Here is a 14,297-nt window from a genome sequence, read left to right on the forward strand (position 1 = left end):
TAAGCGCTGGGCGTACCTCGCCGTTGTTCTCGACCTGTTCGCAAGAAAACCAGTGGGCTGGGCCATGTCGTTCTCGCCGGACAGCAGGCTTACCATGAAAGCACTGGAAATGGCATGGGAAACCCGTGGTAAGCCCGTCGGGGTGATGTTCCAAGCGATCAAGGCAGTCATTATACGAGCAGGCAGTTCCGGCAGTTACTGTGGCGATACCGGATCAGGCAGAGTATGAGTCGGCGTGGAAACTGCTGGGATAACAGCCCAATGGAGCGCTTCTTCAGGAGTCTGAAGAACGAATGGGTGCCAGCGACGGGCTATGTAAGCTTCAGCGATGCAGCTCACGCAATAACGGACTATATCGTTGGATATTACAGCGCACTAAGACCGCACGAATATAATGGTGGGTTACCACCAAACGAATCAGAAAACCGATACTGGAAAAACTCTAACGCGGAGGCCAGTTTTAGTTGACCACAACAGACTACCTGAAGGGAGCCGCGGTCGCCTGGCAGTTGCAGTAGCAGGAGATCATCCAGCCGCAGTACAGGTCACGATGACTCTGGTTAATGATACCGGCTTTGACCCCGTATTTTCCGGCTCTATCGCTGAATCATGGCGTCAGCAGCCGTGCACACCATCCTATTGTTGTGACTGGGAGGCTGCCACCATGCTTCGCGCTTTCCCTCTGGCGAAAAAGGGAGAAGGACGGGCCCGTCTGCCTTCACTTTATGCCAGCTTCGGTAAGCTGGGTGAGACACCGACTCATGAAGATATCATTGATAACAATCGATCCATCAACTGGCCTGTATAACGTGGCTGCCGGTGATTAAGAAAGCTGCACCTACCTAAGTAGTAGCAAACGCACACTTTTTAGAAAAATCGATGGTCAGAAACTGGATTAGCAATTCCGTTCCAGGGTTGCTTTTGATTTACGTTGGCGTCTGATCATTGATTTATCCTCAAAAGCCCAACCTCATTGGTAATGAACCAGCTCCGTGAATGTCCGCTCTGGCACAGAGCGAAATTTTTTGATCTCCCCCCTGAAATCTAAACTTAGTCATGTCACGTTTTTGGGTTTCTAAAATTTTAACTTCGCGTTTTTCGTTGCCGTAAGGGTTATACAGAAATGTCCGTTAAGCAGAGTTCAAAATTGATTGCCGTGATCACGACTGGTTTGAAAGCCGCGCCCAAGCCTGTACAGCTCTGGTTTGCGTTGATTATGAACATGTCAGCCTAAAGCAAGCGGATGGACGATGAGTATTGGTAATCTTTCAGAGTCCGGAAAAGTTCAGCCCCAGTCTGAACAGGCTTGCTGGCGCCAGTCCAGTTTCATTCAGTCGTGGTTTGGTTCTTACGGCCTGTGCAATCTACCTCATTAGGCACATCGGCCTGCCAGATACCGGCTCGGGGTGTATTTCCGCTTCCACGCTGAATACTGTTCTCAGCAATCCTGGGGTCATCACCTCTTCTGGTGTGCCTTGCGCCATAACATGTCCGTTTGCCATTACCACCAGTTGATCGCAGTACCGGCTAGCCTGATTAAGGTCGTGCAGCACAGCGACCACCGTTTTCCCCTGAGTCCGGAGTTCGCCCATCAACCGCATCAGGTCCACCTGGTGATTGATATCAAGATAGGTGGTTGGCTCATCAAGTAATACAACGGGCGTATTCTGGGCCAGGACCATTGCCAGAAATGCGCGCTGGCGCTGACCGCCGGAAAGCTCGGTTAACCGACGAACGGCAAGATGATTGATCCGGGTCTGGTTCATGGCGACATTAACTCGTGCATTGTCTTCAGCGGAGAGACGCCCCCAGAGTGACAGCCAGGGATTACGACCATACGAAACCAGCTCCTGGACTGTGATCCCCTCTGGCGTTAAATGGTGCTGAGGCAGCAGCGAAAGCCTGCGGGCCAACTGGCGCGATGAGAGCATATTTATGGGATTATCGCCGAGAAATACGGTGCCAGACTGCGGCATTAAAAGCCGCGAAAAACAGTTTAACAGCGTCGATTTCCCGCAACCGTTAGGACCGATCAGGGCGGTGATCTTCCCCGTTGGCAGTGAGAGTGAAACGTCGTTAAGTACCTTGTCTGTCCCGTAACTGACCGTCAGATTTTCAGTTCGTAAAGTCATTTATCGCATTCTCACAAGCAACCAGACAAACCACGGCGCACCGATAATGGCGGTCAGCACGCCAACCGGGAGCTCCAGTGGGGGATGAATAATTCTCGCCAGTAGATCGGCAACCACCAACAGCAACGCACCTGTCAGGGCCGAAACAGGCAGCAGTCTGCGGTGACGTCCACCGGTGATGCTACGCATCATATGCGGCACCACGAGACCAATAAAGCTAATCGGGCCGCAGGCGGCCACGCCGGTAGATGTCATGGCGACAGCTAGTAACAAAGCCCAGAATCGGGTATGGGGCACCGACACACCGAGCGTGGTGGCGCGCGCATCGCCGAGTGCAAGGAGGTCGAGATCGCGGCAAAAACTCAGGCTCAGCGGCAGAAATAAAATCATCAGCGGGATGGCAATCTTCACAAAGCTCCAGTCACGGCCCCATAAGCTGCCGGTCAGCCACAGCAGGGCGTTGTTCACATCCTGCGGGCGCGAGAGCATCAGATAATCCGTCAGGCTGGCCCAGCATGCAGAAAGCGCCACGCCGGTGAGCGCCAGCTTCATCGGCTGGTGGGTCTTTGCCAGCATCTTCAGCAATATCAACCCCGCCATGCCGCCCGCAAAGGCCAGCAGCGGCAGCACCATCACGGGCAGTGACGGCATAAGAAGTAGAGCCCCCACAGAGGCCAGGCTGGCGGCATGGTTAACACCGAGAATATCCGGTGATGCCAGAGGGTTGCGCACAATCCCCTGTATCAGCACGCCCGCCACGGCGAGGGCTGCACCGACAAACAGTGCCAGCAGCAAGCGCGGCAGTCGGTACTCCATCAATACATAATAATGCTCGTGTCCGGCCTGCCAGTCGGTCAGCAGCGCGCGCCACGGCACGGGGATCACTCCCATATGGAGTGATAACAGCGCACAGCCCGCCAGGGCAAGGGTGATGAAAATAACCAGCGCAATTTTCATCCTCGCCTCCTCACAAGCCAGACAAAGCAAGGGCTGCCAATCAGCGCCAGCACTGCGCCTGCGGGCAGATCTCCGGGGAAGGCCAGCGCGCGTGCGAGTACATCTGCCAGCAGCATCAGCGTGGCCCCCAGCAGCATGCTCACTGGCAGTACGTTGCGCTGATCGAAGCCTGCCCAGAAGCGCGCCAGATGTGGCACCAGCAGACCGATAAACGCCACCGGACCTGCTACGCTGACGCACGCACCAACCAGAAGCAGCACTAACATATTGATGACCAAACGTAGCCTCGTCAGGTTCACTCCCAGCGTATGGGCGGTGCTGTCGCTGAGGTTGAGCAGGTTCAGTTGATTCGCCAGCAGCAACACGACAGGGACTGCAGTGACCACCACCGGCAAGAGCTGCCAGACATCCTGCCAGCGGGCGTGGGACACTCCGCCTGCCAGCCAGTAAAAGATGCCGTAAGCATGATCTTCGGCCAGCAGCAGGGTGATGCGGGTAAGGCCCATACAAAAGGCCGACAGCGCGATACCCGCGAGGATCAGTTTGTTTCTGTCATGGGTATGACGAAATCCGCCTCCTGCGGTCATGACCAGCAGCCAGCTCACGCCGCCCCCGCATGCCGCGATGAATGACAGAGAATAGCCTGCAATCGGCGTCGGACTCAGCGCGCTGGTAAGCGCCATAGCCAGCGCCGCGCCGCTGTTAATGCCGAGCAGTGAAGGAGAGGCCATTGGGTTGTGGGTCAGGGTTTGCAGCAGCGTGCCCGCGAGCGCCAGGCTTGCGCCGATCAGAACGGCGACCAGGCTTCGTGGCAAACGAAGGTTTTGCACCAGCGCTTCTGGTAGCGTTGGCGTGTGTCCAGGCAGCAGGGCGCGGGTTGCATCTGCTCCGGAAACAGGAATGGCCGAGTAGCAAAACAGACTCAGCCAGAAAATAATAATAAGTGCTGCAACGGGAAGCCCCCACAGCAGCACCGGGTGTTTTATCGCGGTCATTTCACAACGGTAAGCGGCTGATGGTGGAAGATTTTTACCGTGTCAGCGGCAATACGCTCTGCAGCAAAAATACCGCGCATCCGCGCCCAGGTGTTACTGTCGACCGAAGCAACCTGCTGCTTCTGCGCGGCGGTTAACATCTGCCAGAGCGGATCTTGTTGCCAGCGTTTAACAATGCTCTCTTCGCGATAGTGGGCAACCAGCAGCCAGGCAGGATTGACCGCCAGCAGTTGCTCCAGGCCGATGGACGGCATGGACGCACCCGCCATCGCAGCGGGAACGTTCAGCCCCAGAGAGGCCAGCACGCTGCCGGTCCAGGTCTCCTGAGTATGCAGGTTGAATTGCTGTTCGCGTGATGTGCCAAAGGCCACGCGTGTCCCTTTGGGAAGCTGGCTGGCCCACTGCGCCATCCTCTCTTTATGTTGTTCCAGACGTGCCTGCATCTCTCGCTTTTTACCCACCATTTCGCCGATGATAGCCGCAGATTGCAAATTTTCAGCGTAGGTTTCGTTGCGGGACTTAAGCAGCAGTACCGGCGCGATTTGCTGCAAGGCGATGTAAACCCCCGCATGGCGACTGCTGTCGGCAATGATCAGGTCTGGTTTCAGAGCGGCAATGGCTTCCAGGCTCGGCTGCGCGCGCGTTCCGACGGACTGCCACGGTTTCAGGTGCGCACGCACTTCGGGCAGGATGCGTTTTGCATCGTTATCGTCGGCAATACCGATCGGGATGACGTCCACGGCGGCCAGCGCATCGGCGAACGAGAGTTCCAGCACCACAATCCGTTGTGGCGTTTTTTCGAGTGTAAACGTGCCGTGTTCGTCCTGAACCGTGGCGGCAAAGGCGTGGCTGATCACCAGCAGCAGGCCTGCAAAAAGAAAACGGATAAATGCCAACATAATCACATTCCAGCTAAAAGCCCGGCAAGCCGGGCGTTAACACATCAGAACTTCAACGACCCCTGCATATACAGCGTGCGCGGCTGGCCTGCATAGATGCCTTTGTTGTTGTCGTCATAAGAGCGGATGAAGTAGTCCTGGTCGAAGATGTTTTTCACACCGAATGCCAGGTTCAGATCTGCCATCTGCGGGCCAAAGTCATACGCCACGCGTGCGCCCCAGAGCATGAAGCCGGGAATGCGGCCGGTACTGCCGTCGGCGCTCTCTTTCACCGTATTGGCGTTATCCGCAAACTGGCTGGACTGGAAATCGCTGTTCAGATTGAACGTCCAGTTTCCTGGCTTGTAGTCCACGCCCAGCGTGCCTTTATGTTTCGGGGAGAATGGTACCAGATTGCCGTAGGTGTCGCCTTTCTCGCGGATTTCCGCGTTCACATACGCATAGCTGGCGTAGATGGAAACGTTATCAAGCGTTGGCGTTAGCGTACCCAGATCGTAACGTGCCTGCGTTTCCAGCCCGGTATGGCGCGTTTTGCCACGTGCAGTGACGGTGTCGTTGGTCTGGTTGGAGTCGTACTGATTGTTAAAGTTAATCAGGAACAGCCCCATTTCCGCCGTCAGCGCGCCGTCGTCGTAGCGGGTACCGAGTTCCCAGGTTCGCGCTTTTTCCGGTTCAACATTGCCGCTTTGCACAGCCTTGCCAATCTGGCTGTACTGTACGGTGCCGAACGAGCCTTCAGTGTTTGCATAAAGATTCCAGCTGTCAGTCAGGTGATAGAGCACGTTCAACGCCGGAAGCGGTGCGTTATAGCTCACTTCTTCGTGCGTGCCTGTGATGGCGTTGTTCTGGTATGACTCGATATGTTCGAAACGCATACCCGGCGTGATGGTCCAGTTGCCGATGTCGATTTTGTCATCCAGATACCAGGCGTGCGCCTCGGTGCCGGAACGCGTATCGCGGTCGTAAGGGCTTGAGCCGGACGGCAACTGCCCGCTGCTGGTGGCGGTGTAGTAACGCATTTCATGCGTTGATTCATTCAAATAGCGATAGCCCACGCCCACTTCGTGCGCGGAAGGGCCGATCATAAAGATCTGGCTGTAGCGTGGCTCAATACCGCGCACCCAGTAGTTACGCGGCGAGAGGGTGATGCGTTTGCCTTGCTCCAGGTAGCCGCTGCGCAGGGTTTGGGTGTAGAACCCCTGAATGTTGAATTTATGCTGGCTGTCTGGCTGGAACTGGTAGCCCAGGCTCGCCAGCTTGCGACGACCCCAGAAGCGGTCATACGGGCGGGTGGATTGCCAGCGATCGGCGTCGTAATCCGCGCGAGACAGGCCACCGGGCATGTCGGCTTCACCGTCGTAATATTGCAGCAGGCTGTTGAAGGTGTGCACCTCATCCGGCGCATATTTGCTTTTCAGCATCAGGTCGTCGATGCGGGTGGCGCTGTGCTCGCGCCAGTCACTGCCGCGCGTGCCGGAGTAGAGCAGCGCGGTGCCAAAACCGTTGTCCGCTGTGCCGCCCACCATCAGGTTGTGCGTCTCTTTCGGGTTGTTTTGTGAAGAGGTTGGGCTGAGCTGACCTTCCACGCCCGCCTCGATACCAAAGTCCTGCGGAATGGCACGGGTAACAAAGTTCACCACGCCGCCCACGCTCTGCGGTCCGTAACGCACCGCACCACCACCGCGTACCACGTCAATGGCATCCATGTTGCCGAGCGAAACGGGAGCCAGTGAAAGCTGCGGCTGACCGTAAGGGGCGAAGGGGACGGGGATGCCGTCCATCAGGACGGTCGAGCGGCTGGCGAGGCGCGGGTTCAGGCCCCGGATGCCAAAGTTCATCGCCAGGTCGTGGCTGCCGGTGCCGTTGTTTTCCGGCGCGCTGACGCCAGGGATGCGGTTAAGTACCTCACGCATGGTGGTTGCGCCGGTTTTGGCGAAATCCTCACGGCGGATCACGTCACGCGCGCCAGCATGTTCAAATACGTCGTTTTCACGCGCATCACCCAGCCAGTCGCCGACCACGGTCAGGGCATCTTCTTTTGGTGCGGGCGCGGGCTCCAGCGTCCAGCTGTTATTTCCCAGCGGTTTTACCTGCAGTCCGCTGCCGTCCAGCAGTTGTTGCAGGCCGCTCTCGACGTCGTAATCGCCGTGCAGGCCGTTGCTCTGCTTGCCGCGCGTCAGGCTGGCGTCAACCGAGAGGGTAAATCCGCTGTGTGCGGCATACTGATTGAGCGCTTTATCGAGCGATCCCGGTGCGATATTAACCTGTGCAGCAAAAGCGGAAAACGAGAGACCGGCCAGCGGCAGCAGGCTCAGGCGAATGGTGTTAACCAAAGGTGTTGTTTTACGAAAAACGCGTAACGGCGTCATACCTTCCCCATCATCATTTTTGTTGTGTTCAGCTATGAGTCGAACGAGAAGGGTAAAAAGGACAATCGAAATAAGAATTATTTTCCTTACAGTGGTGAAATGTTTATCCAGTACCGCGTAATAGACTGAATTTTAACGGGAAGCGTTTGCGCGATAACGTTCAGGATCGCATCGGTATTTTTCAGCGGGAACGTCCCGCTCAGGCGCAGCCCGGCAACGGCGGGATCGCAGCGCAGCACGCCGTTGCGGTAACGGGTTAGCGTGGCTATCACCTCACCCAGCGGTTTATCGCTGAAGCTCAGGATGTCCTTCGTCCAGCTTGTACTCTCGTCATCCAGCGGTTTCACTGCGCCAAACTCAGAGGCGCTGAACTGCAGGCTTTCACCAGCGTTCACGATGCGTTTTTGCGCGGGGGCACTGGCGAGAAGCACTTCCACAGCGTGCTGCTGCACGTCAAGCTGCGTGAAATTATCCTGCTGGCGGACGGTAAATTCTGTCCCTAAAGCAGTGAGCTGGCCCTGACGGGTCAGGACACGGAAGGGGCGTTGCAGGGCATCTTTCGCGGTAGTAATGGCGATTTCACCGTACCAGAGCCGGACGGTGCGCTGATGCGCATCAAAACGCACATCCGCCGCGCTTTGGGTATTCAGCGTGAGCAGGGAGCCATCTTCCAGTTGCTGACGGCTGACTGTGCCTTTGGCGGTGCGGTAATCTGCCCGCAGACCTTCGCCGGTTTCCGACTGCCAGAGCTGCCAGCCTCCGCCAGCGCCGAGCAACAGCAGTAATCCTTTCATCACGTGACGGCGGGTGAGGCGGGTATCGTGCAACGCCCGGCTGGCAACGTCGCCAGGCACACCGCCAAGCTGGTTGCGCAGGTTTTCAACCTGCTGCCAGGCCCACTGGTTATCCTGATCCTGTTCATACCACTGTTGCCAGCGCGCTTCCTGTTGTGGGCTGACGCGCTCGCCGCTTAGCACGGCATACCAGTGGGAAGCTGAACGCAGCGCCTGACGGCGGGAATCGGTTAACAAAGGATTCATAACCCATACTCCAGACGGAACAGCAGGCAGTGCTCGACGGCTTTCGCCACGTATTTTTTCACGGAGCTGATGGAAACACCGAGTTTGTGCGCAATCTCGCTGTATGTCAGACCATCCAGTTGCGAAAGCAGAAACGCTTCACGTGTTTTGCCGTTTAGCCCGTCCAGCATGCTGTCGAGGAGTTGTAGGGTCTCGAGTTGGCTTTCGCGTTCCTCAGGTGAAGGCGCTCCCCCCTCCGGCATAAGCGCCAGCATCTCCAGATACGCTTTTTCCAGCGCGTTTCGGCGAAACAGGTCCACCATCACGCGTTTGGCGATAGTGCAGAGGAAGGAGCGAGGATCGCGGATCGTCGAGAGCGTTTCGCTGACCATTACCCGCAAAAAAGTGTCCTGGGCAATGTCATCTGCATCAAAAGCAGACTGGAGTTTGCGCGTCAGCCAGCTTTTCAACCAGCCGTGATGTGTGCCATAAAGCGACTCGAACGTTAAGGAAGCTGTGGTAGTGGCGCGGTCAGACATGCGGAGTGCATCAAAAGTTAATTATCACGTAGTCATATTAATATGAGAATGGTTATCATTACAATTGGAAATAAAATTGTTTCCAATAGACATTTTTAACATGTTGTTTTTCTAAGTGTTATAAGGTAGGTATAAAATGGGATGGAGCCTCTGCTTCTGGCATGTGTCGGTCAGAATGACTCATGATGTGGTCTGCTATTATTGACATCCTCACTGCCCTAAAGGATGGGGATTTCGGTAATGCTGCCAACTTACTGATTTAGTGTATGATGGTGATTTTAAGGTGCTTGCGTGGCTTCCATTTCCATCAGATGTCCTTCCTGCTCCGCTACTGAAGGCGTGGTGCGTAACGGCAAAAGCACTGCCGGACATCAGCGCTATCTCTGCTCTCCTTGCCGTAAAACATGGCAACTACAGTTCACTTACACCGCCTCTCAGCCCGGTAAGCACCAGAAAATCATTGATATGGCCATGAATGGCGTCGGATGTCGCGCCAGTGCACGCATTATGGGCGTTGGCCTCAACACGGTTTTACGTCACTTAAAAAACTCAGGCCGCAGTCGGTAACCTCGCGCATACAACCGGGCAGTGATGTGATTGTCTGCGCTGAAATGGACGAACAGTGGGGCTACGTCGGTGCTAAATCACGTCAGCGCTGGCTGTTTTACGCGTATGACAGGATACGGAGGACGGTTGTGGCGCACGTCTTCGGTGAACGCACTCTGGCCACACTGGAGCGTCTTCTGAGCCTGCTGTCGGCCTTTGAGGTCGTGGTATAGATGACGGATGGCTGGCCGCTGTATGAATCACGCCTGAAGGGAAAGCTGCACGTTATCAGCAAGCGTTACACTCAGCGCATTGAGCGACATAATCTGAATCTGAGACAACATCTGGCAAGGCTGGGACGGAAGTTACTGTCGTTCTCAAAATCGGTGGAGTTGCATGACAAGGTCATCGGGCATTATCTGAACATAAAACACTATCAGTAAGTTGGAGTCATTACCTCCTCCCGAACTCAAAGCTATCATACAGATAATTACTGGTTAACCCTATATAGGGCATTTTAAAGTGTTGTGATCTTACCCAGCAATAGTGGACACGCGGCTAAGTGAGTAAACTCTCAGTCAGAGGTGACTCACAAGACAAAACAGTTTCAACCAGTAAAAAAACGTAAACACCATTCGCATGAATTTCGTAGTTAAGATCTGAAGCTTGCAGAATGCATCGGTGTTACTGCCGGAGTCCGTGAACTTAGTCTGCATGAATCACCACAGCTTTACATCTGTCGCAGTAAACAGCAAAATCAGCAAACTTACTTAATTATATCGAGTGCGATTACAATCGCTGGCGATGGTACAGTTGGTGTGGCGGTCTCAGTCCGGAACAATTTGAAAATCAGAATCTCACTTAAAACGGCATCCATTTTACAAAAGATGGCCGTCTGTGTATTTGTAATGAATACCTTCTACATGTTTAGAGTGCATAATCCACGACAAGGCGATATCCTAAAAATTAGCTAGCAGGCAACTTTGATGGCATAGATAATGTTTTTAGTAAAAAAGAGTTGACTGAATATAATACAGCCTCTTCCTACATAAGAAGGAATGTGCTCACAAAAAAAAACCATTAGTCTGCTTCCTGTTCTTACAATAATCAGTATTATGTATTTTATTTATATAGCAAAATATGCTTGTTACACCTGTCATAATTAGGCATGGTAAAATTATTGACTGAACCCTGGGGGAGAAAGATGCACAGTGATTATTATAATATGATTTTTGGTGAAAAATTGGCCAATATTTTATATGAAGCTAACTCTCAATTTTTTTACGAGAGAAATGTCATAGAAGAGGCAGTCAACGCTTTATTCTGTGAGCGTGAAATAATAAACAACAAGAACATAATAAAGAAGCTGATGTTCTTTTTGTCAGATGTTAATCACACCAAGAAAGATGTTGTTCAGAGCGCACTTAATATTATCATTGACATTACATCAGGTGATATTTGAGATTTTACATAAAAGATAATCTCTCAAGGAGTCTTATCTGAAAACGAAATATATAGTCCCTCTCGTTTTGTAATATCGATTGGCTTTGTTGAATCGGTTACGTACCCCGGAGCCGGTCATATTTTCAGGTAATACACACGCTTTCAGACATTTCGGCTTTCGTCATTTTTGTATCATGGGCATAGCTTCTGCTACCTGACCATCATAATCACGCAGCTTCAGTGAAGCAGTGACCACCTGTTTAACCCGGTGTATCGTTATGATCTTATCCAGCAATTGAACCGCCCCGGGTTTCCTGGAGAGTGTTTTATCTGTGAACTCAGGCTGCCAGATCATCGTTTCCGATGGAAGCATAATAAGCTTTTTCTGCTTCTGCCGGTGGGATATGGCCCTGCCTTTCCAGCAATCGTCGATTGTTATACCAGTCCACCCACGTGAGTGTGGTCAGCTCATCATACTGACACGTGCATTACCCCTACCGCGATAATGCAACCGTACAATATAGGGCGTTTCCTAAACGCAGCCCTCATCACTCCAATCCAACAAGACACAGCATTTTTGATCACGAAGAAAGACAAATAATTTCCGTAAATGTTTCCGTTATTACAAATAACAACAGTGTTTTACATTTCTTTGGCCTCAGGCCCGCGCATGTTGCCATTCGATGTCATTTTCCTGACTCGTTTCTTCTTTATGGTGTAGTGTGATCTTCACTTTATGGATGCTAACAATATGAAAAGAAAAATTATTCCCGTGCTAATCGGTTGTACGCTCTCTTTCTCTGCCCTGGCGGCACAACCTACGGCTGAGCGCTATGTCGTCAGTTTTCCAGAAGGCACGCACGTGAACTACGCCGGCGCATTTGCCAGTGCATTCCCGAACGGCCTTCCGGTTGGGATAGGTTCTGGCCTGCTGTTCACCGGTAAACAGGGCGATGCCCTGACATTCGCAACCATTACCGATCGCGGTCCGAACGCGGATTCACCGAAAGAGGGGAAAAACGAAACTAAAATTTTCGTTACGCCAGATTTCGCGCCGCTGCTGATGACGATTCGTGTACAAAACGGCAAAGCGGAGGCCATCGATCCCCGTCCTCTGCATGACGATAAAGGCGCGATCAACGGTCTGCCGCTGGCAAGCGACGTGATTGGCTCCACCAATGAAGTGGCCTTCAGCGACACGTTACATAGACTGAAGGGGGATAATCGCGGGCTGGATACGGAAGGGATCACTCCGGATGGTAAAGGAGGTTACTGGCTGTGCGATGAGTATGGCCCGTTCCTGATTAACATCGACAGTAAAGGGAAAATCCTGGCAATCCACGGTCCGCAGGCGGCGGAAGGGGAAAAAGCGATTGCGGGCGGTTTGCCAAATATCCTCAAATGGCGTCAGGCGAACCGCGGCTTTGAAGGCCTCACCCGTATGCCGGACGGGCGTATTATTGTCGCCGTGCAAAGTACGCTGGATATCGACGCTAAGAGCAAGAAAAAGGCGCTGTTTACGCGTCTGGTGAGCTTCGATCCGGCAAGCGGAAAAACCGCGATGTACGGTTATCCTATCGACAGCGCGGCCTACAGCAAAAACAGCGACGCTAAAATCGGAGACATCGTGGCGCTCGATAACCAGCACATCCTGCTGATCGAACAGGGAAGAGATAAAAACAACAGAATGCGTAACCTGATTTACGAGGTCGATCTCAATAAGGCGAGCGACCTGTCAGGCTTCGACAAGCCGGGTGAGTATCCGGAGTTTGATGATGAGAAAACCCTGTCACAGCGCGGCATTACCCTTGCGCAGAAAACGCAGGTTGTTGATCTGCGCTCCTTGGGCTGGCAGCAGGAGAAGGCTGAAGGGTTGGCGCTGATCGACAGCAAAACGCTGGCGGTGGCGAACGATAACGACTTTGGCGTGAAGGTGGCGATGCAACATCCGGTCGAGGGCAAGACATTCAAGGATTATCGGGTGAACGCGGAAGGAAAGCTGACGCTTGACGACAAGCAGGTTGAAACGACCCTCAGAGTGAAGCCACTGGAGAAACCGGAGTCTGACAGTGAACTGTGGATTGTGACGCTGCCGGAAGCGTTGAAATAAGTTTATAAGGTACGGACAGCAGTATCGCTTAGTTTTTCAAATTCATGTATGTGAACAATATTGGGGTTCCGGCGTAGACCCCCAATGAAAGCGTCACCACGTGAAAACATGCCTGCACGGTTTACACGTCATCCCATGGTGGCAGCCGGTTAACTTTCCTGCGCCACCAGTGGAAAAAGGCCATAAGCAGTCCGAACAAAAGTAAGCGTACAGCGAGGGCCGTATTGACGGGGATGTGTTATTCAGCTGGCAGTGCTATGCGCCACGGAAGCAGTTCGCTGACCCGGTTGACCGGCCAGTCTGCTATGACGCCAAGCACATGGCGAAGGTAGCTTTCTGGATCCACGTCATTCAGTTTGCACGTCCCGATCAGGCTGTACAGTAGCGCTCCCCGCTCACCACCATGGCCAGAGCCGAAGAACAGGGTCTTCATCTTTTCACGCAACCAGCTTTCCAGGGATTTCAACAGCGGTTTCGTTTTTCGCTGACGTTCAGCAAGCCGCTGCTCTGCCGGCATTCCCCTTATATCCGCCTCTATGGCGTACAACTGACCGATCTGCTCTAGGGCTTCTTCCGTCAGTGCTGACGGGATGCGGACGTGCACATCGTGGATCTTTCGGCGGGCATGAGCCCAGCAGGCAGCTTCCGTTATCCCACCATTGCGATACAGCTCGTTGAACCCGGCGTACGCATCCGCTTGCAGCACACCGCTGAAGCAAGCAAGATGAGTCTGCGGATGGATGCCTTTTCTGTCCGGGCTGTAAGCGAACCACACTGCAGGTGCCAACGCTGACCCGGCATTGCGGTCATCACGAACATACGCCCACAACCGCCCGGTCTTCGTCTTCTTATTACCCGGCAGCAGTACCTGGACCGGGGTATCATCGGCATGGAGTTTGCCGTCAGTCATGACATAGCCATGAAGCGCCTCTTCCAGCGGAGACAGCAGCCGGCAGCATGCATCCACCCAGCCCGACAGCAGTGAACGGCTCAGCTCCACACCTTGCCGGCCGTATATTTCTGACTGGCAATACAGCGGGGTGTGCTCTGCATACTTCGAGGTCAGCACGCGGGCCAGCAGCCCCGGTCCGGCGATACCCCGCTCGATGGGCCGCGAAGGTGCAGGTGCCTGCACGATGGCATCGCACTGAGTACAGGCATGTTTTTCCCGTACCGTCCGGATAACCCGGAAGGCGCTACGCATCAACTCCAGCTGTTCGGCGGTATCCTCGCCCAGATAGCTCAGTGAACCGCCGCAGTTCGGGCAGCACGGCGCCGCAGGCAACAG

At 53.9% G+C, this 14,297-nt stretch carries 12 protein-coding genes and 8 pseudogenes; 8 read left to right on the top strand and 12 right to left on the bottom strand.

Translation table 11 applies throughout. From position 1 onward, the window contains the following. Nucleotides 1-468, top strand: a pseudogene (locus G434_RS28130) (IS3 family transposase); the annotation flags it as partial. 82 nt (nt 469-550) lie between these two features. Then, nucleotides 551-808, top strand: a complete 258-nt coding sequence (locus tag G434_RS29955; protein ID WP_000177057.1) for an NAD(P)-binding domain-containing protein — start codon at nt 551-553, stop codon at nt 806-808. Nucleotides 809-1,364: 556 nt separating this feature from the next. Here the strand turns inward: G434_RS29955 and fecE are convergent. The 7 genes from fecE to fecI form a co-directional block, all read right to left on the bottom strand. Beyond that, nucleotides 1,365-2,132 (bottom strand): Fe(3+) dicitrate ABC transporter ATP-binding protein FecE, encoded by a 768-nt coding sequence (gene fecE / locus G434_RS06905; protein WP_000175457.1) that lies wholly within the window; start codon nt 2,130-2,132, stop codon nt 1,365-1,367. Continuing rightward, nucleotides 2,133-3,089, bottom strand: a complete 957-nt coding sequence (fecD, locus tag G434_RS06900) for a Fe(3+) dicitrate ABC transporter permease subunit FecD (protein ID WP_000684852.1) — start codon at nt 3,087-3,089, stop codon at nt 2,133-2,135. Continuing rightward, a complete protein-coding gene (gene fecC, locus G434_RS06895; protein ID WP_000125187.1) occupies nt 3,086-4,084 on the bottom strand; it encodes an iron-dicitrate ABC transporter permease FecC in 999 nt (332 codons plus the stop codon). Before fecC ends, fecD begins: the two co-directional genes overlap by 4 nt. Beyond that, a complete protein-coding gene (gene fecB, locus G434_RS06890) occupies nt 4,081-4,983 on the bottom strand; it encodes a Fe(3+) dicitrate ABC transporter substrate-binding protein FecB (protein WP_000879155.1) in 903 nt (300 codons plus the stop codon). Before fecB ends, fecC begins: the two co-directional genes overlap by 4 nt. Nucleotides 4,984-5,027: 44 nt before the next feature. Continuing rightward, entirely contained in the window at nt 5,028-7,352 is a 2,325-nt protein-coding gene (gene fecA / locus G434_RS06885; protein WP_000188283.1) for a TonB-dependent Fe(3+) dicitrate receptor FecA, read from the bottom strand. 86 nt (nt 7,353-7,438) lie between these two features. Then, nucleotides 7,439-8,392, bottom strand: a complete 954-nt coding sequence (gene fecR / locus G434_RS06880; protein ID WP_001068910.1) for a ferric citrate uptake sigma factor regulator FecR — start codon at nt 8,390-8,392, stop codon at nt 7,439-7,441. Beyond that, the gene (gene fecI / locus G434_RS06875) at nt 8,389-8,910 is read right to left on the bottom strand and encodes an RNA polymerase sigma factor FecI (protein ID WP_001283626.1); all 522 of its coding nucleotides are present in this window, start codon (nt 8,908-8,910) and stop codon (nt 8,389-8,391) included. Before fecI ends, fecR begins: the two co-directional genes overlap by 4 nt. Before the next feature lie 136 nt (nt 8,911-9,046). On the opposite strand from fecI, the gene ykiE reads away from it, so the two are divergent. Next, complete coding sequence (gene ykiE / locus G434_RS30530) at nt 9,047-9,115, top strand: protein YkiE (protein WP_211180522.1); 69 nt, start codon at nt 9,047-9,049, stop codon at nt 9,113-9,115. Between the two features lie 86 nt (nt 9,116-9,201). Beyond that, nucleotides 9,202-9,899 (top strand): annotated as a pseudogene (locus tag G434_RS29270) (IS1-like element IS1F family transposase). A gap of 10 nt (nt 9,900-9,909) precedes the next feature. Here G434_RS29270 and G434_RS31115 read toward each other — a convergent pair. Beyond that, nucleotides 9,910-9,981 (bottom strand): annotated as a pseudogene (locus G434_RS31115) (hypothetical protein); the annotation flags it as partial. Between the two features lie 37 nt (nt 9,982-10,018). Here G434_RS31115 and G434_RS30785 point away from each other — a divergent pair. The 3 genes and pseudogenes from G434_RS30785 to G434_RS06860 all read left to right on the top strand — a co-directional run. Then, a pseudogene (locus tag G434_RS30785) lies at nt 10,019-10,223 on the top strand (hypothetical protein); the annotation flags it as partial. Continuing rightward, nucleotides 10,217-10,321: pseudogene (locus G434_RS28155) on the top strand (IS3 family transposase); the annotation flags it as partial. The pseudogenes G434_RS30785 and G434_RS28155, both read left to right, overlap by 7 nt. A gap of 303 nt (nt 10,322-10,624) precedes the next feature. Continuing rightward, nucleotides 10,625-10,918, top strand: coding sequence for a biofilm development regulator YmgB/AriR family protein (locus G434_RS06860; RefSeq protein ID WP_001309172.1), 294 nt, complete (start codon nt 10,625-10,627; stop codon nt 10,916-10,918). Between the two features lie 124 nt (nt 10,919-11,042). On the opposite strand, the pseudogene G434_RS30790 reads toward G434_RS06860, so the two are convergent. Continuing rightward, nucleotides 11,043-11,173 (bottom strand): annotated as a pseudogene (locus G434_RS30790) (IS5/IS1182 family transposase); the annotation flags it as partial. Between the two features lie 64 nt (nt 11,174-11,237). After that, nucleotides 11,238-11,369: pseudogene (locus G434_RS29965) on the bottom strand (IS3 family transposase); the annotation flags it as partial. A gap of 281 nt (nt 11,370-11,650) precedes the next feature. On the opposite strand from G434_RS29965, the gene G434_RS06855 reads away from it, so the two are divergent. Further along, nucleotides 11,651-13,009: an esterase-like activity of phytase family protein gene (locus G434_RS06855; RefSeq protein WP_000823243.1), complete on the top strand. Its 1,359-nt coding sequence runs from the start codon at nt 11,651-11,653 to the stop codon at nt 13,007-13,009. A gap of 121 nt (nt 13,010-13,130) precedes the next feature. On the opposite strand, the pseudogene G434_RS30535 reads toward G434_RS06855, so the two are convergent. Both G434_RS30535 and tnpC read right to left on the bottom strand, forming a co-directional pair. After that, nucleotides 13,131-13,208 (bottom strand): annotated as a pseudogene (locus G434_RS30535) (DUF6404 family protein); the annotation flags it as partial. Nucleotides 13,209-13,247: 39 nt separating this feature from the next. Then, nucleotides 13,248-14,297: IS66 family transposase (gene tnpC / locus G434_RS06850; RefSeq protein ID WP_024193851.1), on the bottom strand; the 1,050-nt coding region annotated here is incomplete at its 5' end.

It is taken from the genome of Escherichia sp. KTE172 (assembly GCF_000408845.1).
GTDB classification, from domain to species: Bacteria; Pseudomonadota; Gammaproteobacteria; order Enterobacterales; family Enterobacteriaceae; genus Escherichia; species Escherichia coli.

Coding starts and splice junctions, on each gene's coding strand:
- fecI (WP_001283626.1), bottom strand. CDS start 8,910: ATGTCTGACCGCGCCACTACCACAGCTTCCTTAACGTTCGAGTCGCTT.
- fecC (WP_000125187.1), bottom strand. CDS start 4,084: ATGACCGCGATAAAACACCCGGTGCTGCTGTGGGGGCTTCCCGTTGCA.
- G434_RS06855 (WP_000823243.1), top strand. CDS start 11,651: ATGAAAAGAAAAATTATTCCCGTGCTAATCGGTTGTACGCTCTCTTTC.
- G434_RS29955 (WP_000177057.1), top strand. CDS start 551: ATGACTCTGGTTAATGATACCGGCTTTGACCCCGTATTTTCCGGCTCT.
- fecB (WP_000879155.1), bottom strand. CDS start 4,983: ATGTTGGCATTTATCCGTTTTCTTTTTGCAGGCCTGCTGCTGGTGATC.
- G434_RS06860 (WP_001309172.1), top strand. CDS start 10,625: ATGGTAAAATTATTGACTGAACCCTGGGGGAGAAAGATGCACAGTGAT.
- fecE (WP_000175457.1), bottom strand. CDS start 2,132: ATGACTTTACGAACTGAAAATCTGACGGTCAGTTACGGGACAGACAAG.
- fecD (WP_000684852.1), bottom strand. CDS start 3,089: ATGAAAATTGCGCTGGTTATTTTCATCACCCTTGCCCTGGCGGGCTGT.
- fecA (WP_000188283.1), bottom strand. CDS start 7,352: ATGACGCCGTTACGCGTTTTTCGTAAAACAACACCTTTGGTTAACACC.
- fecR (WP_001068910.1), bottom strand. CDS start 8,392: ATGAATCCTTTGTTAACCGATTCCCGCCGTCAGGCGCTGCGTTCAGCT.